18 protein-coding genes are annotated in these 16,636 nt (G+C 58.0%); 7 read left to right on the forward strand and 11 right to left on the reverse strand.

The genetic code is table 11. The annotated features are described in order from the left end of the window. Positions 1-105: 105 nt before the first annotated feature. The gene (aroL, locus tag ACLIBF_RS16565; protein WP_279809572.1) at positions 106-630 is read right to left on the reverse strand and encodes a shikimate kinase AroL; all 525 of its coding nucleotides are present in this window, start codon (positions 628-630) and stop codon (positions 106-108) included. Positions 631-912: 282 nt separating this feature from the next. Between aroL and ACLIBF_RS16570 the strand changes: the two genes are divergently transcribed. Beyond that, a complete protein-coding gene (locus ACLIBF_RS16570) occupies positions 913-1,587 on the forward strand; it encodes a DUF2076 domain-containing protein (RefSeq protein ID WP_279809573.1) in 675 nt (224 codons plus the stop codon). Positions 1,588-1,589: 2 nt separating this feature from the next. On the opposite strand, the gene ACLIBF_RS16575 is transcribed toward ACLIBF_RS16570, so the two are convergent. Then, on the reverse strand, positions 1,590-2,039 hold the full coding sequence (locus tag ACLIBF_RS16575) for a YaiI/YqxD family protein (protein ID WP_031377593.1): 450 nt from the start codon (positions 2,037-2,039) through the stop codon (positions 1,590-1,592). Between the two features lie 168 nt (positions 2,040-2,207). On the opposite strand from ACLIBF_RS16575, the gene proC reads away from it, so the two are divergent. After that, the gene (gene proC, locus ACLIBF_RS16580; protein ID WP_031377592.1) at positions 2,208-3,020 is read left to right on the forward strand and encodes a pyrroline-5-carboxylate reductase; all 813 of its coding nucleotides are present in this window, start codon (positions 2,208-2,210) and stop codon (positions 3,018-3,020) included. A gap of 80 nt (positions 3,021-3,100) precedes the next feature. On the opposite strand, the gene ACLIBF_RS16585 is transcribed toward proC, so the two are convergent. The 4 genes from ACLIBF_RS16585 to ACLIBF_RS16600 form a co-directional block, all read right to left on the reverse strand. Then, complete coding sequence (locus ACLIBF_RS16585) at positions 3,101-4,627, reverse strand: FAD-dependent oxidoreductase (protein ID WP_316552019.1); 1,527 nt, start codon at positions 4,625-4,627, stop codon at positions 3,101-3,103. Between the two features lie 204 nt (positions 4,628-4,831). Next, entirely contained in the window at positions 4,832-5,134 is a 303-nt protein-coding gene (locus ACLIBF_RS16590) for a PsiF family protein (protein ID WP_159223825.1), read from the reverse strand. A 115-nt stretch (positions 5,135-5,249) separates the two neighbouring features. Continuing rightward, positions 5,250-5,501 (reverse strand): anti-adapter protein IraP, encoded by a 252-nt coding sequence (iraP, locus tag ACLIBF_RS16595; RefSeq protein WP_069727918.1) that lies wholly within the window; start codon positions 5,499-5,501, stop codon positions 5,250-5,252. A 206-nt stretch (positions 5,502-5,707) separates the two neighbouring features. Beyond that, the gene (locus ACLIBF_RS16600; protein ID WP_162836820.1) at positions 5,708-5,860 is read right to left on the reverse strand and encodes a hypothetical protein; all 153 of its coding nucleotides are present in this window, start codon (positions 5,858-5,860) and stop codon (positions 5,708-5,710) included. 263 nt (positions 5,861-6,123) lie between these two features. Between ACLIBF_RS16600 and ACLIBF_RS16605 the strand changes: the two genes are divergently transcribed. After that, entirely contained in the window at positions 6,124-9,255 is a 3,132-nt protein-coding gene (locus ACLIBF_RS16605; protein ID WP_279809575.1) for a beta-galactosidase, read from the forward strand. Here ACLIBF_RS16605 and ACLIBF_RS16610 read toward each other — a convergent pair. Next, the gene (locus ACLIBF_RS16610) at positions 9,137-10,411 is read right to left on the reverse strand and encodes a multidrug efflux MFS transporter (RefSeq protein ID WP_279809576.1); all 1,275 of its coding nucleotides are present in this window, start codon (positions 10,409-10,411) and stop codon (positions 9,137-9,139) included. The genes ACLIBF_RS16605 and ACLIBF_RS16610 overlap by 119 nt on opposite strands. Before the next feature lie 422 nt (positions 10,412-10,833). Between ACLIBF_RS16610 and ACLIBF_RS16615 the strand changes: the two genes are divergently transcribed. After that, positions 10,834-11,085 carry a biofilm development regulator YmgB/AriR family protein gene (locus tag ACLIBF_RS16615; RefSeq protein WP_031377837.1) on the forward strand — a complete coding sequence of 84 codons (252 nt, stop codon included), beginning with the start codon at positions 10,834-10,836 and terminating at the stop codon, positions 11,083-11,085. 4 nt (positions 11,086-11,089) lie between these two features. Here the strand turns inward: ACLIBF_RS16615 and ACLIBF_RS16620 are convergent, their stop codons facing one another. The 3 genes from ACLIBF_RS16620 to ACLIBF_RS16630 all read right to left on the reverse strand — a co-directional run bounded on the left by ACLIBF_RS16620 (position 11,090) and on the right by ACLIBF_RS16630 (position 14,751). Then, positions 11,090-11,410: a hypothetical protein gene (locus tag ACLIBF_RS16620; protein WP_279809577.1), complete on the reverse strand. Its 321-nt coding sequence runs from the start codon at positions 11,408-11,410 to the stop codon at positions 11,090-11,092. Positions 11,411-11,572: 162 nt separating this feature from the next. Continuing rightward, entirely contained in the window at positions 11,573-11,869 is a 297-nt protein-coding gene (locus ACLIBF_RS16625; RefSeq protein ID WP_031377839.1) for an I78 family peptidase inhibitor, read from the reverse strand. 278 nt (positions 11,870-12,147) lie between these two features. After that, positions 12,148-14,751, reverse strand: coding sequence for a bifunctional diguanylate cyclase/phosphodiesterase (locus ACLIBF_RS16630; RefSeq protein WP_448310130.1), 2,604 nt, complete (start codon positions 14,749-14,751; stop codon positions 12,148-12,150). A 218-nt stretch (positions 14,752-14,969) separates the two neighbouring features. On the opposite strand from ACLIBF_RS16630, the gene ACLIBF_RS16635 reads away from it, so the two are divergent. The 3 genes from ACLIBF_RS16635 (at position 14,970) to ACLIBF_RS16645 (ending at position 16,293) form a co-directional block, all read left to right on the forward strand. Continuing rightward, the gene (locus ACLIBF_RS16635) at positions 14,970-15,620 is read left to right on the forward strand and encodes a CPBP family intramembrane glutamic endopeptidase (protein ID WP_031377841.1); all 651 of its coding nucleotides are present in this window, start codon (positions 14,970-14,972) and stop codon (positions 15,618-15,620) included. Positions 15,621-15,793: 173 nt separating this feature from the next. Further along, entirely contained in the window at positions 15,794-15,964 is a 171-nt protein-coding gene (locus ACLIBF_RS16640) for a hypothetical protein (protein ID WP_089562355.1), read from the forward strand. 98 nt (positions 15,965-16,062) lie between these two features. After that, complete coding sequence (locus ACLIBF_RS16645; RefSeq protein WP_031377842.1) at positions 16,063-16,293, forward strand: hypothetical protein; 231 nt, start codon at positions 16,063-16,065, stop codon at positions 16,291-16,293. 156 nt (positions 16,294-16,449) lie between these two features. Here ACLIBF_RS16645 and yniD read toward each other — a convergent pair whose 3' ends face one another. After that, complete coding sequence (yniD, locus tag ACLIBF_RS16650) at positions 16,450-16,557, reverse strand: small membrane protein YniD (protein WP_236566394.1); 108 nt, start codon at positions 16,555-16,557, stop codon at positions 16,450-16,452. Between the last annotated feature and the right edge of the window lie 79 nt (positions 16,558-16,636).

A 16,636-nucleotide genomic window follows, 5' to 3' on the forward strand; every position in this document is an offset into this window, starting at 1 on the left:
TCCCTCCGGGCTGAATAACTCTCTGTGAGACAGGCTGATGCCTGCCAGACAGTAAGTATAGACAACCCCGCCCGAAGCGGGATCAAAGCGGGAAAAATCTGAGGGTTAGCTGGCGCGCGCCAGTGACAGAGAATGCAGGATTTCATCGACCACGCCGTCGGGCGACTGCATGGCGTTAACCTGATGATGAGCCGCCGCGCGGTATAAATGGGCGCGCTCACGCAGCACCTCTTCCATCTCGTCAGCGATCGGGCGTCCGGTTAGCGTTGGCCGCTGTGCTGTTTCCGGCTGGCTCTCCAGCCGCTTCGCCAGCACTTCAGGCGAGGCGCTGAGCCAGATGACGCGGCCCTGCTCCTGCATAAAGCGGCAGTTGTGTTCCGCCAGCACCATGCCGCCGCCGGTCGCAATCACCGTCAACGGCGCAGTGACCGCCTGCAGCGATTCGGTTTCACGGGCGCGGAAGCCTTCCCAGCCTTCAGCCGCAACGATTTCCGCCACGCTGCGTTGCGTTGTCAGTTGCAGGTGGTGATCGGTATCGCAAAAGGCGTAGCCCAACGCCTGCGACAACGCTTTGCCGACGGTGGTTTTGCCGCAACCGCGTGCGCCAATCAAAAAGATGGGTAGAGACATCAGGGCCGTTCCTCCGCCTGGCCGCGTGCTGCGGCTGCATGTTTAGCTCAATAATGCGACGCATGATAACTGGAAATCTTTTTTGCCTCTACCCATCAAGCATGATTTGCGCATCGCCCTCGCTCAACTTCGGATAATTCTTTTATTTTCAAGGTGAAACCCATGCACGTTTTGTGCATGGCGGGCACCCGGTTACCGTCGCAACATTTGCTTACCGCCCCAATTTTACTTTGCAGCTTGCCGCCCCCATATACTGATAACAGTCGCAACAGGAGAGTCATCATGCAACGCGAAGAACAACAACTGATTGAAGGGCTGTTCAGCCGTCTGAAACAGGCTGAAAGCCAGACTGCGGCACGCGATGCCGCCGCCGAACAACTGATTAACCAGCACCTGCAGGCACAGCCGGGCGCGCCCTATTACATGGCGCAGGCGATTCTGATTCAGGAAGCCGCACTGAAGAAACTGAATGAGCGGGTGAGCGAGCTGGAGAGCCGCCTGGCGCAACAGCAACAGCAGCCAGCGCAGAGCAGCGGTGGATTTCTGTCGGGTTTATTTGGCAGCGGATCGCGCCAGCAGCCGCCTGCTCAGCAGCAGCAGCCGGTGTGGAACAGTGCGCCACAGCAACCAGCCCAGCCGCCGCAGTATGCCAATGCCCCGGCCCCACGCGGCACGGGCTTCCTTGGCGGTGCGCTGCAAACCGCAGTGGGCGTCGCAGGCGGCGTGGTGATGGCGGATATGCTGACCAGCATGTTTCATCATTCCCAGCCGGAAGAGATTGTAAACATCATTAACGAGCCACCGCTGCCGGAGGTGAATGACAACCTCAACACCTTTAACGGCGGTGATGAGAGCAGTTTCCTCGATCAGAACGCCGGCTGGGATAACGGCTTCGCCGACAACAGCGATCTCAACGATTTTGGTGGCAACGATTTCGACGACGACAGCTTCGTCTGAGTTCAGCGTTTCTGCTGCCTGAGCCAGCTGTCCAGCTCGTTAGCAAATTGCTGGCGGTCACGCGGATTCATCGCCGCGGGGCCGCCGGTCTGCACCCCACTTGCCCGCAGGGTATCCATAAAATCGCGCATCGTCAGCCGTTCACGAATGGTGGCCGGTGAGTAGCGTTCGCCGCGTGGATTAAGCGCCGCCGCCCCCTTTTCAATCACCTCCGCCGCCAGCGGGATATCCGCCGTGATCACCAGATCGCCCGGCTGCGCCCGTCGGACAATTTCATTATCCGCCACGTCAAACCCCGCCGGCACCTGCAGCGTACGCAGATAAGGCGAAGACGGCACGCGCAGAAACTGGTTAGCGACAAAGGTGACGGTGGTCGCCGTGCGGTCCGCAGCACGGTACAGCACCTCTTTGATCACATTCGGACAGGCGTCAGCATCGACCCAGATAGCCATCAGGATTCCTTCTTATCAGAGACAGGCCCCGATCTTGCCGGACTCCTGCGCAATGGCAAATTTTATTTGCAGTGCGGTGACCGGCCTGAGCGCGGCTGACTTGTTATTCAGGCTGGCTGAAGTAAGCTAACCCGCTCAGAACAGCGAACAATGATTAAGGAGACGGCGATGCTGGCAAAGAAAATTGGATTTATCGGCGGTGGCAACATGGCAAAGGCCATTATTGGCGGACTGATCAGCAGTGGTAACATCGCGCCGTCTGATATCTCGGTTTTCGATCGTAAACCCGAGACCAACCAGGCGCTGGCTGAGCAGTACGGCATTAACGCCGCAGAGAGCGCAGAGGCGCTGGCACGCGAGGTCGATATCCTGTTTGGCGCGGTTAAACCCAACGTCATCCTCAAAATTCTCAAGGATCTGACCGGCAGCCTGAAAAAAGAGGCGCTGGTGGTCTCCATTGCTGCCGGAGTGACGCTGGATTCGCTCTCATCGGTGCTGGGTTACGATCGCAAAATTATCCGGGCGATGCCAAATACCCCGTCGCTGGTGAGTGAAGGCATGACGTCTGTCACGCCTAACGCGCTGGTTGAGCAGAGTGAAACCGATGAGGTGGTGGCCATTTTTGAAAGCTTCGGCAAAGCTGCGGTGGTGGAAGAATATCTGATCCATTCGGTGGTCGGCGTCAGCGGTTCTGCCCCTGCCTACGTGTTTATGTTTATTGAAGCGATGGCCGATGCCGCCGTGGCTGGCGGGATGCCGCGTGCCCAGGCGTACCAGTTTGCGGCTCAGGCGGTGAAAGGCGCCGCACAGATGGTGCTGACCACCGGTAAGCATCCGGCTGAGCTGAAAGATATGGTCTGCTCGCCTGGCGGGACCACGATTGAAGCGGTCAAAGTGCTGGAAGAGAAAGGACTGCGCTCGGCGGTTATCGAAGCGATGCAGCAGTGCATGGCGAAATCGGAAAAGCTAAGCCGCAGTTAAAACCACACGTTAAGGCCGCCCGTTAACGCCACAGAAACAGAGCAGGCCAGCGCCTGCTCTGTTGTTTTGTGCCAGTCAGATTAGCTCTGCCGCGCCTGATAAAGCGCCACCGCCTGCGCCACCGTCATCGGCTGCTGCATACGTTCGATCAGTTCCGCAGTCAGGGTGTAGAGGCCGCATGAGCAGACCGCAGCCAGTTGCCCCTGCTGTCCATAAAACGCGATAAACGTTTTATCGGCCGGCGAGCCAAGCAGCTGGTACTCATCCCATTCAGCGGCATGGCCCAGATATTCATAGCGCGTGCCATATTGGGTGGTCCAGAAAAACGGCACACGATCGTAGTGCACCGCCTGATCCAGCATATTGCGGGCCGCCGTCTGTCCCTGCTGGTGCGCCACGCGGTAGTGCTCAATGCGCAACGGTCCCTGCGCGGCTGGCCAGGTGGCGATATCACCGGCAACCCAGATGTTTTCTGCCACCCGTAGCTGAGCATCCGCCTGCAGGCTGCCATCCCCGGCGAGCGGTAAATCGTGGATAAACGGCGTCGCCGGTTTTACCCCGGTGGCAAACAGCACCACATCAGCCGCCAGTTGTTGTCCCCCTTTCAGCCGCACCGCGGTGACATGTTTGTCGCCCTGCAACGCCTCGATCTGGCCGTGAACCCATTTGACGCCATTTTCCTGATGTAGCTGCAAAAAATAGCGGCCAATCTGTTCACCGAACTGTTTCACAAACGGCAGCGGCTGGCGGGCAATCACCGTGACGTCAATGTTACGATTACGCAGCGCCGAGGCCATTTCGGTGCCGATGAAGCTGTTGCCGATGATCACAATTTGCTGGCTGGCATCCACCGCTTTCAGTAATGCGTCGGTCTGATCTTTACTGCGCAGCAGATGTACGCCGGCCAGATCGCTGCCTGGCAGGTCAGGAAGCACTGGCGTCGCCCCGCTGGCGATCAATAATTTGTCGAACGACAGTGACTCACCGTTATCGAAAATCAGCCGCTGCTGCTGGCTGTCGAGCCGGGTAACGGTGGCCGTGATGCGCTCAACGTGATCCATCACATCCTCTTTGAGCAGCTGTGGCACTTCGCTGATATCCATCTTGCCGGAGGGCACAAATTTGGTCAGCGTCGTACGGTCGTAAGGGGCATCCTGCTCGCGTTCGACCAGTACCAGCCGGCCCTTAAAGCCCTCATGACGCAGCCGCCACAGCGCGGCACTGCCGGCCGCCCCGCCGCCCAGCACCACGAAAACCGGCGCACTTGCCCCGCTGCCAATCGGCGCAGCAGGCGACATCGCTTTAGGGTTCACCAGGACCTTGCCGTTTTCAATCCGCAGTGGATACTGTTTCAGATCGGCCAGCGCCAGTGGTTCACACATTCTGCCATCCGCCAGATCAAACGCCGCTTTATGCCACGGGCAGACCAGCCGATCGCCGCAGATAGCGCCCTGCTCAAGCGGTGCGCCAGCATGGGGACATTTCGCCTGGTAAGCACGCACACTCTCTCCGTCCCGGATCAGCAATACCTCCACCTCACCCAGCTTCTTTTTAACCGGCTGACGCTGCGGCAACTCATTCAGGGCAACGGTAAATTGATAGTTCACGACATGGCTCCTTTTGCGTTCTGGTTATCGGATGCGCAGCAAAATATCCGCTGCTGCGCAAACCCCTACAAACAGTAAGTGTGGCAAAGGAATCACACGGCTCATGTCGGAATGTTAACGAGGCGGGTAGCGGGCTGTTTTATCAGGAAATTTAAACAGCGGAGGCGGGAAGGAAAAGGCGGCCACCCGGGTGGCCGGCAGGCGTCAGCTTTTTTTCAGGCACTGACTCATAAAGGTTTTACGGGCATCGCCCGCGAGCTGTTTATTTCCGGCTTCGCTGTTGCAGGTTTTCATTTTCATCTGCTGAGGCGACATGCCCGACAGCTTGCTGTCCTTCTTCAGACAGTCACTCATAAAGCTTTTACGGGCATCGCCTTTGAGGTTTTGTGAGCTGGCATGCTGATTACACATCGACATCTTCTCCTGCTGCGGCGTTTTATCCGCCGCGGTGGCTATACCGCTGACCAGCAGCCCTGCCATCATCATCGCCGTTAAACCGATTTTCATCGTATCTTCTCCATTGTGTGTTAGCCATTCTGATTCTGGCAGTGATTAAGCAAAGCGGGGGAATTTCAGGCGGAACTGCTGCCAGGATCGCAAATCAGGCCCGCGCTGCGCACGGTCAGACACGCGGGTGCCTGAGCAGCCGGTCGATGTAATTACGCAGCAGCACGGCGTTTTCATCACTGGCGTCGGCCGCATTGTCCATTGCCGTTTCAATGCTGGAGGTAATGGCCTGGTGCTGTTGCGGATCCAGCTTACGCACCAGCGCGGTGACCACGATTTCCAGCGCCTCAATCTGTGCGACCTGTTCTTTTGACGCCTCTTCTTTTTCAGCCAGTTTAACCAGTAGTTCAGCTATCAGGTTTTTCATGCTGTGATCTCAGCAGAGAAGAAAAGCAGAAATTAGCACTGGTGAAATAAAAAAAACAGAGGGCAATCCCTCTTTTGTCAGGCAGTTAACCTATGGCGCGTGGCGTGCGCCTGTACCGATGCGGGCTGTTGATGCAGGCGAAACGTTTTGCCAGCGAAAAGTGCCGCCGCGTAACGTTTCGCCCGCCTGAAACCGCCCGTTAAGCGTTAACGAGGATCGACAAAGCCGCGACCCGGCCCGCCACCATGTCCGCCGCCATGTCCACCCCAACCGCCGCCGCCGCCCGGAGGAGGGAAAATACATCCGCTCAGCGCGGTAACCAATGCCACAACGGCAGTCAGCTTAATCAGTCGTACCATATCAACCTCAGGATAAAGAAATCGGGCTGAGTGTAGGGAGACGCCTGCAGGCCGACAAGTGAGAATCCTCCGTATCGGGCGGCTATTCATCTTTGCTGACCAGGCTTAACGCTTTACAGCCAGTATGACGTCACAATCTCAACATCTGCCGGCCTTTCGGGCGCAGGGCGATCGGCTTATTTTGTTCAAAACGTTAAGGCAGACGCTTTACAGTCTGAAGATTTTTGCGCATTGTGAGCGCATTACAATTTAAGGAACTCATCATGTCTCAGGCTGCTTTTCATGACATTATTTCCCGACGTGACTGGGAAAATCCGGTGATCACCGCACTGCACCGGCTGGATGCGCATCCGCCGTTCGCCAGCTGGCGCGACGAGACCGCCGCGCGCGACGATCGCCCCTCGCCCTCACTAAAAAGCCTCAACGGGCAGTGGAATTTTAGCTATTTCACCCAGCCTGAAGCGGTTCCGGCCAGCTGGCTGCTGCAGGATCTGCCCGATGCCGCCACTCTTTCGGTACCGGCCAACTGGCAGATGCACGGCTACGACGCGCCGGTCTATACCAACGTGCAATACCCGATTCCGGTCAATCCACCCTATGTTCCGCAGGAAAACCCGACCGGATGTTACTCGCTCACATTCACTAGCGACGCTCAGTGGCAGGCTAGCGGCCAGACCCGCATCATCTTCGACGGAGTCAACTCGGCCTTTCATCTTTGGTGTAACGGCCAGTGGATCGGCTACTCGCAGGATAGCCGTCTGCCCGCCGAATTCGATTTAACCGCCTGTCTGCGGCCCGGCAATAACCGGCTGGCGGTGATGGTGCTGCGCTGGAGCGATGGCAGCTATCTGGAAGATCAGGATATGTGGCGGATGAGCGGCATCTTCCGCGATGTCACCCTGCTGCATAAACCGACGGTCCAGCTGGCCGACGTTCAGCTTGAAACCCGGCTCAGTCCGGAATTTTCCAGTGCCGAGCTGCGGGCCGAGGTGAAGATAGCCTGGCCCGCCGCGGCCTGCGCCGATGTTAAGCTGCGCCTGACGCTGTGGCAGGGAGATCGGCAGATAGCGCAGTGCCAGCAGACGCCCGGCAGCGAGATTATTGACGAGCGCGGCCACTATCCGGAACGCGCCCTGCTGCGTATGCGGGTGGAACAGCCCCAGTTGTGGAGCGCCGAAACGCCGCATCTTTATCGCGCCACGCTGGCGCTGCTGGATAAGAATCAGCAGGTCATCGAAGTGGAAGCCTATGACGTCGGCTTCCGTCAGGTCACGATTGATAATGGCCTGCTGTGCCTGAACGGCAAACCGTTGTTAATCCGCGGCACCAACCGTCATGAGCACCATCCTGAGCGCGGTCAGGTGATGGATGAGGAGACGATGCGCCGCGATATTACGCTGATGAAACAGCACAATTTTAATGCCGTGCGCTGCTCGCACTACCCGAATCATCCGTTGTGGTACCGGCTGTGCGATCGCTACGGTTTGTATGTGGTGGATGAAGCCAATATTGAAACCCACGGTATGCAGCCGATGAACCGGCTTTCAGACGATCCGCGCTGGTTTGCTGCTTACAGCGAACGCGTAACCCGCATGGTGCAGCGCGATCGTAACCACTGCAGCATCATTATCTGGTCGCTGGGCAACGAGTCGGGGCACGGCAGCACCCATGATGCGCTCTATCGCTGGGTTAAAAGCGCCGACCCGACCCGCCCGGTCCAGTATGAAGGCGGCGGTGCCGACACCGCGGCCACCGACATTATTTGTCCGATGTACGCCCGGGTCGATCAGGATCAACCCTTCCCCGCCGTGCCGAAATGGTCGCTGAAGAAGTGGATTAGCCTGCCGGGTGAAACCCGTCCGCTGATCCTGTGTGAATACGCGCATGCGATGGGCAACAGCTTTGGCGGTTTCGCTAAATACTGGCAGGCCTTTCGTCAGTTTCCCCGCTTACAGGGCGGCTTTGTCTGGGACTGGGTCGATCAAAGCCTGACCCGCTATGACCAGCAGGGCCAGCCGTGGCAGGCTTACGGCGGCGATTTCGGCGATAAGCCTAACGACCGCCAGTTCTGTATGAACGGGCTGGTGTTTGCCGATCGCAGCCCGCACCCGGCACTGTTTGAAGCGCAGCGCGCTCAGCAGTTTTATCAGTTCGAGGCCGATGCGGCCGATCCGTTCAGCGTGACCGTCAGCAGTGAATACCTGTTCCGGCGTAGCGACAATGAAGTGCTGCGCTGGTGTATCGAGCAGGCAGGGGAACGGGTGGCTGAAGGTGAAATGCGGCTGGACCTCGCTGCGCAGGGACGGCAACGCATTACGCTGCCGCCGCCCGCCGGGCTGCAGGGAGAATGCTGGCTCAATCTGGCGGTACATCAGATTGAAGCCACCGAGTGGAGTCCCGCAGACTGGTGCGTTGCCTGGCATCAATGGCCGCTGCCGTCGACGCTGGTGCTGCCCTCGCCGCCGGCGTCGGGCAGTGCGCCGGTACTGCATGAGGAGGAGGGCGAAATTCACGTCACCCATCAGCAACAGCGCTGGTGCTTTTCACGCCACAGCGGCGAACTGGCGCAGTGGTACGTTAATCAGCAACCCACGCTGCTCTCACCGTTGCGTGACTGCTTTATCCGGGCGCCGCTGGATAATGACATCGGCACCAGCGAAGCTGAACGGGTCGATCCCAATGCCTGGGCCGAGCGCTGGAAAGCCGCCGGTTATGACCAGATGATCCGCAGCCTGATATCCATCGAAGCCAGCAGCCTGCCGCAGACGGTACAAATCGACACGCTGCACGGCTGGTACGCCAATGACCAGCTGGCCTTTATCAGCCGCAAACGCTACCAGATCAGTGCCCAGGGCGAGATGCAGATAAACCTGTTCGTTGAGCAGTCACCCGGCCTGCCGCCGCCAGCGCGAATCGGTCTGCGCTGCCAGCTGGCCACCCTGCCGCAGCAGGTCAGCTGGCTCGGACTGGGGCCGCATGAAAACTATCCCGATCGCCAGTTAGCTGCCCGCTTCTCGCGCTGGCAACTGCCGTTGCAGCAGCTGACAACACCGTATGTTTTCCCGAGTGAAAACGGGTTGCGTGGCGGCACCCGCCAGCTCGACAGCGGCAGCTGGCAGGTCAGAGGCGATTTTGCCTTTTCGCTCAGCCGCTTCAGTCTGGAGCAATTACGCGACACTTCACATCGCCATCTTCTACAGCCCGAAGCGGGCTGCTGGCTGCATCTGGATCTGCATCATATGGGCGTGGGCGGCGATGATTCCTGGAGTCCGAGCGTCAGTCCTGAGTTTTTGCTGACTCAGCAGCGCTGGCAGGCGGAGCTGACGATTTGCCAGCCGACGCCGGCAAAGGGGTTTTCGGACGGCGATAGAAGCGCTTCAGAAACACCACGTTAATCAGCACCACCACGGCGGTGGCGAAGAAGACCCAACGGAAGCCCGCCACCGCCGACACCGCTGCACCGAGCAGCGGACCGGCAACGTTGCCCAGGTACATGAACGACTGGTTATAGCCAAAGATACGACCGGTGATGTTGTCGCGTGAATGGCGCACCAGCAGCGTCTGCACCGCCGGCATCATGGCGCCATCGGCAAATCCCAGCAGGAAACGCAGCACCCCAAGCTGGGTGGCGCTGGTGACAAACGACATGGCGACAAACAGCAGCAGCGAGATCACCATAGTGGCCAGCAGAATCCGCTGGGTGCCGATGCGATCGCCTAACCGCCCCAGTCGGGGCGCGGCGAGCAGTGCTGACACGCCCGGTAACGCAGCGATAACGCCGCTGAGAAAGGCGATGTTCTCTGCGGCAGGTGCCAGTTCGCGCACAAACAGCGTCAGGATCGGGTTCACCGATCCGTTGCACATCTGAATCACCATGGTGGTGAAAAACAGACAGACCATCAGCTTCGGGTTATCCAGCGAACGGAACACCTCGCGCCCGCTGAGCTTATCTTTTTTGCTGACCGGGGTGTATCCGGTCTCTTTAATCAAAAACAAGGTGACCAGGAAGCTGACCATCAGCAGCACCGCGGTGACAATAAACACGGTGCGTAATCCGACCCAGTCTGCCAGCAGGCCGCCCAGCATCGGCCCGAGGATCACCCCGCCAATCTGACCGGTGGAGACGCAGCTCAGCGCCCAGCCGCTGCGTTCACGCGGCACCTGCGCCGCCACCAGCGCCATGGCATTAGGAATATAGCCGGAGGTCAGCCCCATCAGCGCGCGCAGCAGTAGCAGTTGCCACGCCTCGGTGACAAACGCCTGCAGCAGAATCACCACGCCCATGCCAAAAGCGGCACGCAGCAACATCAGTTTGCGCCCTTTTCGATCCGCCAGGCTGCCCCACAGCGGCGCGACCGCCGCCGAAATGACAAAGGTGATGCTGAAGGTCAGCCCAGACCACAGGCTGAGCGATTCGCCACCGCTAACGCCAAGCTGTTCAAGGTAGAGCGGCAGAAACGGAATGATCTGGCTGATCGCCAGGCCGGTAAAAAAGCAGCCAAACCAGACCGAAATCAGGTTAATTTTCCAGGGTTCAATTACGCGTGACATCAGCAGAAGGTTTGCAGGAAAGAGAAGCTTAAGTTTACCGCGCCCCTGACTTTGTCGACTGACAAAACATGGCACAGACGGTAAAACGCTGTTTTCCGCTTTGATTCAGCATACGGCCTGGCACAAATTTTCCTTACGCCAACGTTTACAGCAGCTTCCGGTGTCAAAACCGGCCTGTAGCGCATCGGGCAATTATCACTATGAAAAAATATTTCAGCCTGTTACTGACAATTATCCCCCCCGGTTCTATGTTTAAAAAACCGCCAGTCTCGTGCGGTGCGTCGATCATTCTGACAGACGCAGTAGCCTCACAATGACGGTGCCCGCCGTCAGTAAGATGCGAGGTGAGCTGACTCAATGGAGAGAAACCCAGCCCTTATGCCACTGCGTAAGGGGCGTTGTTGTTTTAGCGGAGGTAGGGAATGAGAGTGCAACCTAACAGCGCCAGCCGAGCTATCACCGACTATTTCAATAGCCCGGACTGGCGGATACCGCCTGAGTCTGACCTGCTGGCGGTCATACTGCGTGAACTGATGGAGGCGGGACAGCCCGCCACCAATAAGACCATCGTCGCACGGGTGATCGACAAACTCGAGGTCGAAGGCGATGAGACGCGGCTACAGAATTATCGCACCCTGCTGGCGCAGCTGATGGAAACGCGGCCGGAAGAGTAGTCGCTTATTTCACCCAGCGCAGCTGATCGGCTTCGCTGACGCTGGCGCGTCCGCTGCTGCGCTGAAACAGACAAAGCTCCCGTCCACGCTTATTCCGCATCTGTGGCTGCGGATAGCGGCCTTCCAGCAGCAGCGCGCTGTAACCCACGCTATCGTCATAATCGATAACCTCGCCGAGGACTCTGACCTTGCTCAGGGTGCTGGCGTTGATACAGGCCTGCGTCATCACCTGACGGCTCTGCTGCCAGGCAGTGTCGGTTGAGGCGTACGCCAGTGACGAACTGAGAAGCAGGACGGGCAGGAACGCCCCGATGATCCGCTGCATTTGTGCTCCCTTATCGCACTGAAGGCGATAAAAAAATTCCCGCCGGAGCGGGAATAAACAAGACGAGCATTGTCTATGGAGAGTGACGAGGAAGTCTCTTAAACGCCGCTCTATCCTCGCCTGCCGTTATGACAATGCTATGACAAATCGCCTGATTCAGGGTTAACCGCAATAAACCTGGCTGATATTGCCGCTCTTGTCAGCCAGGAAGTTCAGCCGGCTGAGGTTGAAGTCCATGGTGACGGCGGAGTTATACGGGATAGCCCGCACCTTCTGGTCAAAATGCTGACCCTGCAGTGAGGTTAATGGTTTGCCGACATAATGCTGATACTGCGAGGCACCGCAGCGGTCCGCTTCCGGGTCCTGCGGCGCGGTGGTGGTGTCGGGTTTGCTGGCAGATTGACAGGCCGTTAATGTAAACAGACCCAGTACCAGCAGCGCTTTTCCATAATGTTTCACGTGTGATCTCCTGTTGGACGTGTAAAACCCTGCCCCAAGAGTAGCAAAGCGCGCCCGCTGAGCTGAACCCTAAAAAAGTAAAGTTATCCCCACTGACCGCCAATTCGCTGCGCTATCAGCGTCATTTTTTAAGATTAATCGCACTTGCTGCCTAAAAATACGACAGTCAGCGGCTAAAATACTTAAGAATATTCTGAGGTCCAGAGAGGTGAAATCATGGAACTTATCATTTTTATCGTCTGTGCCATGCTGATGACCGCCGTGGCCGTTAAAGTCCGCTAACTCTGCTCAGGCGGACTTTGCGTAGTTCTTTCCAGAAGCGTGCTGAATGCGGCCAGCGGCATCGGTCGACCGAGGAAGTAGCCTTGCCCCTCTTCGCACGATAGCAGCTTGAGCTGATTCAGTTGCGCTTCTGTCTCAATCCCCTCAGCGGTAATGGTCAACGCAAACGCGCGCGCCAGCGCAATAATCCCTGCCACTACCGACTGCGCCTGTTGTGACTCCGGAAAATCTTTCATCCATGAACGATCGATCTTCAGACCGTTGAACGGGAAGGTTTTCAGGTATCCGAGCGCAGCATAGCCGGTGCCAAAATCGTCAACCGTCAGACGCACGCCCAGCGAGCGCAAACCCTGCATCACTTCCAGCGCGTGCTGGGGATGTTCAAAGGTGACATTTTCGGTAATTTCCAGCTCCAGCCGCGTCGCTGGCAGGCCGCTGCGCGCCAGCGTATTCGCCACCCGCTGAACCAGGTCGGTGGTGCGAAACTCCATCGGGGAAATATTGACCGACACATAACGATCGCCTCCCCAGGCCAGCGCATCTTCACAGGCGCGCATCAGTACCCAGTCGCTGATGGTAGCGATCAGCCCGCTCTCTTCCGCCAGCGGTATAAAGCGATCCGGCGTGATCCACTGATCGGGCGCGATCTGCCAGCGGATCAATGCTTCTGCGCCGGCCAGTTGTCCGCTCAGCAGCTGATAGCGCGGCTGATAGTGCAGCCGGAATTCGTTGTTCTTTAGCGCTTTCTCAATACGCTGCGCCATGTCGCGCTTACTGTTGCGCTGGTTCGCCATCTCGTTGGCGTACCAGACCCACTGATTACGTCCGGCTTCACGCGCTTCATTCAGCGCAATGTCGGACATCCGCAGTAGCGCTTCCGGGTGGCTGGCATCCTGTGGCGCACAGGCGATGCCGAGGCTGGCGGTGAGGTAGTGAACGTGCTGGCCAGTGGTGATCGGCTGCTGGACGTCGTGTACCAGTTGGGCGCAACGTTCATCGACCTTGTCACGGCTGCCTTCACGCAGCACCAGTACAAACTCATCACCGCCCAGCCGCGCCGCCAGCTCATGCGGCCCGATAGCGCTTTTCAGGCGCTGGGCCATCTGATTCAGTACGCCATCGCCTGCCGCATGGCCCCAGGTTTCGTTGATCGGCCGGAATTGATCGAGATCGAGGCTGATAATCATCAGCGGATTGCTTTCGTCGGCCAGCTCAAGATGGTGCGTCAGGAACTCCTGCAAATGGACGCGGTTGGGCAAGCCGGTTAATACATCGTGACGCGACAGGAACTGAATACGCGCTTCGGCCTCCATTCCCTGGGTAATGTCTGACACCGTGCCGCGGAAACCGATGCAGCGCCGATCGTGCCAGACGGTTTTCGCCACCAGCTGACCAATCCGCCGGTCTCCGTGCGCCGACATAAACTGGCAGCGCAGCGGCATCTGTTGCGGCTCCTGCTCCTGGCGCAGTAGCCAGGTGACCAGTGAATGGCTGGGGTGAGTCAGCAAGTGATCGATATGACGCCCCAGCCACTGGGAGATTTCATGGCCGGTTACGGTGTGAAAACGCGCCGACAGGTAGATCAGGCGGCCCTCTTCATCGGTCTCCCAGATCCAGTCCGACGCGGCTTCAGCCAGATCGCGGAAACGGGCCTCGCTGTTTGCCAGCTCCTGCTGACTGATCGCCAGCATGGCAAAGCGTCGATCGGAGAGAATGGCGTTGTACAGCGCGTGACGGCTGACGCGGCGGGTGATCATCCCGATAATAATCGCCATCATCACCAGCAGCGGCAGCAGGAACCAGATCAGCCCCATGCCCGGCATTTTCGGCGTCCAGCGCAGCACCATCGGCGTACTGCCGGTAATCGGCTGCAGCATCCGCGGTTCGCGTTCAGCATCCATCGCGCTGCTGGCCAGCCGCGGTCCCCGGACATCCAGCGCCGCACCCAGCTCTTTCAGCTTGGCGGGGGTAAACAGATTCACGAACACCATGATCGACGGCGGCCCCGATTTCAGCGGCAGCGCAGCGACTTTGCCGCGGCTGATCGGCGCGGCGACCACAATGGCTGCCTGACGATTAATGATGGCGTTACGCACCAGAGCGGCGTTGTTGAGCTGACGCGCGGCCGCAATCATTTCGCGGCTCTGACTGCCAAGCCAGGCTTCCAGCGGCGTATCGGAGAGCTGGCCGTTAATCACCGCGTAGCTGGTGCGTCCGTGACCGTCGACGACGAACACGCCCTCGTAGTGATACTCCTCATACAGGCCCGGTCCAAAGTTCTCTTCGTCGTAGGCCCAGACTTTATTCACCGTCAGGTGCAGGTTACGCCAGGCCTCACCCCAGAAGGCATAGTCACGGATATCGGTGACCATCGCGTCCTGGCGACTTTTCCACGTTTGCTGCATCAGCAACTGGTCGTGCGCCATCGACTCGCTATTCTGTCGCTGAGCGATGGTCAGCACCATCAGCAACGACAGTATCAGCACACCGAACAGCAGCAGCGAAAGCGTGCGCAGGCTGCGCCGCGTAAAGCGGACAGTGCGATCTTCCGCTGCATGCGCAAAAGAGGGTGACGGCGGTGCCGGAGGGTCAAAAGTCATTAAAAGTACTCACTACACGACATAAAGTCCGTTTGGGATAACAGGCCCGCCCGGTGAAGCGCCGAGCTGACCCGATTTGTTTCCTCAGTTATCGGCCCGTGCCGTCGGGTGTTTAGTCTGCGGTTAAAATTTAGCGCTTAAATATTGTGTCATTGGCTGACTCGACAGCGATCAGGCGCATTGCTACTATGCGCTAACCTTCGCTGGCTGGGTCGCCTATGAATACCAATTCCGACAGAGTGACACTGACGCTGTTCTACGTCGGCAGCTTTGTGGTCTATTACCTTGTCACCATGCTGATCACGCTGTTCCCTAATTACGGCGTGCTGCGTAATGACGGTCTGCTGGTGCCGGTGCTCTGTTTGTTTGAATTTGCGGTGATCTATCCGCTCTATCGCTTTTACTGTCAGCGCCGCACCGATTTACCGCTGGGTGAACTGCGTACGCTGCAGACGCTGCTGTTTACCGGCGCGCTGTTTGTGCTGATGGCGGCGCAGATGCAGTTTATGCAGCCGGAAGGCTGGCTGGTGATGCAGGCGCAGCAGGGACGTAACTCGTTGCTGATCCTGCTGCTGACGGCGGTGCTGCTGGCACCGGTGTTTGAAGAGGTGCTGTTTCGCGGTTTCCTGTTGCAGGCTTTCCTGTTGTGGGCGCCCCGCAGCCGCTTCGCCTGTATGTTGCTCACCTCGCTGCTGTTCGCGGTGATGCATACCCAATACGTTCACTGGCAGACGATTATCGCACTGACGCTGTTTTCGCTGCTGCTGTGCTACGCGCGCTTACGCAGTAATAGCCTGGCGTTGCCGATTTTCCTCCACACTCTCAATAACCTGATCGCCCTGCTGCCTGCCTGGTATTTCGCGGGCTGAGGGTGCCCGGTTCTCTCGCCTGCAGTCCCGTATCGCTGTCGGCCTTCCGGTCTGCGGGTGGCTATAGCTCGGGCGGGTAATGCTGCCCCCGACGCGTTTGACTATACTGGATCAAAAAAAGGGATAAAAAGCACCACAGTCCGGACCACCAGACCGTGCAAAGGAGTCGATCTATGTTAATTGGATTTGTGTTATTAGTGAGCGCGTGCGGCTACGATGCCTGTGAGGCTTTACCGGTTTCGGAGCACATCTTTCCGACCAAAAGCGCCTGTGAAACCATGGCGAACCGTATTCATAAAGTCAGGCCCAATGTGGTCCTGCTGTGCGGTGAAGTGCATCGTTAAAACAGGGCCAACTACAATAAACCCGGCTGTAACGTTGCAAGCTGACGCTTTAGCGTACAAAATATGAGCTGTTGTTGACTACTACCGTTGTGAATCCCATGAAAACATCACGTCCCCGTCGTCCAAACGGACGCTGGGTTTATTACATTTTGTATGATGGCATTCTGTGGCCCTGCCCGGTTCGCTGGGAATGGGAAAGCGGCTTCGGCGGCTGGTTGCCGTTTTACTATACGCCGACCTTTGAGTTTGTGGTCGGTGACCCACGCAAGGCGTATCGCATTGCGCGCAGCGACGTGCGTGCCCGGCGGCGGGAAGACGCGTACGTCTGATCGGCATTATTGTCACGGCGGCGTGAAAAGTTGACGTCCGGGCGACGCTATTGCCACGGCAGCCAGGAGGCGGTCAGCAGGAAGTGAATCGCTTCAAGTACCAGTATCACCATCAATAATATGCCCAGCTTATGGCGGCAGATCCTGTTCATCCGGTCAGGCCCAAATCATCGCAGCCCAGCGTATCAGCAGCAGCGCGCCACAGATGCAAAACAGAACCAGCACCATTTTCCAGTGCTTTTTTGCCGCCCGATACTTCGTCACATCGGTTTCCTCCCTGTCAGAAAGCGAAGATGCGCCACAAGGCGCATCTGATTCGGTCAGCTGCAGGACCGGTACTGCG

This window comes from Pantoea sp. PGP6, from assembly GCF_053474785.1.

Excerpts from the sequence above, each read along its gene's own strand:
- aroL (WP_279809572.1), bottom strand. The coding sequence starts at position 630 with ATGTCTCTACCCATCTTTTTGATTGGCGCACGCGGTTGCGGCAAAACC.
- ACLIBF_RS16570 (WP_279809573.1), top strand. The coding sequence starts at position 913 with ATGCAACGCGAAGAACAACAACTGATTGAAGGGCTGTTCAGCCGTCTG.
- ACLIBF_RS16575 (WP_031377593.1), bottom strand. The coding sequence starts at position 2,039 with ATGGCTATCTGGGTCGATGCTGACGCCTGTCCGAATGTGATCAAAGAG.
- proC (WP_031377592.1), top strand. The coding sequence starts at position 2,208 with ATGCTGGCAAAGAAAATTGGATTTATCGGCGGTGGCAACATGGCAAAG.
- ACLIBF_RS16590 (WP_159223825.1), bottom strand. The coding sequence starts at position 5,134 with ATGAAAATCGGTTTAACGGCGATGATGATGGCAGGGCTGCTGGTCAGC.
- iraP (WP_069727918.1), bottom strand. The coding sequence starts at position 5,501 with ATGAAAAACCTGATAGCTGAACTACTGGTTAAACTGGCTGAAAAAGAA.
- ACLIBF_RS16600 (WP_162836820.1), bottom strand. The coding sequence starts at position 5,860 with ATGGTACGACTGATTAAGCTGACTGCCGTTGTGGCATTGGTTACCGCG.
- ACLIBF_RS16605 (WP_279809575.1), top strand. The coding sequence starts at position 6,124 with ATGTCTCAGGCTGCTTTTCATGACATTATTTCCCGACGTGACTGGGAA.
- ACLIBF_RS16610 (WP_279809576.1), bottom strand. The coding sequence starts at position 10,411 with ATGTCACGCGTAATTGAACCCTGGAAAATTAACCTGATTTCGGTCTGG.
- ACLIBF_RS16615 (WP_031377837.1), top strand. The coding sequence starts at position 10,834 with ATGAGAGTGCAACCTAACAGCGCCAGCCGAGCTATCACCGACTATTTC.
- ACLIBF_RS16620 (WP_279809577.1), bottom strand. The coding sequence starts at position 11,410 with ATGCAGCGGATCATCGGGGCGTTCCTGCCCGTCCTGCTTCTCAGTTCG.
- ACLIBF_RS16630 (WP_448310130.1), bottom strand. The coding sequence starts at position 14,751 with ATGACTTTTGACCCTCCGGCACCGCCGTCACCCTCTTTTGCGCATGCA.
- ACLIBF_RS16635 (WP_031377841.1), top strand. The coding sequence starts at position 14,970 with ATGAATACCAATTCCGACAGAGTGACACTGACGCTGTTCTACGTCGGC.
- ACLIBF_RS16640 (WP_089562355.1), top strand. The coding sequence starts at position 15,794 with ATGTTAATTGGATTTGTGTTATTAGTGAGCGCGTGCGGCTACGATGCC.
- ACLIBF_RS16645 (WP_031377842.1), top strand. The coding sequence starts at position 16,063 with ATGAAAACATCACGTCCCCGTCGTCCAAACGGACGCTGGGTTTATTAC.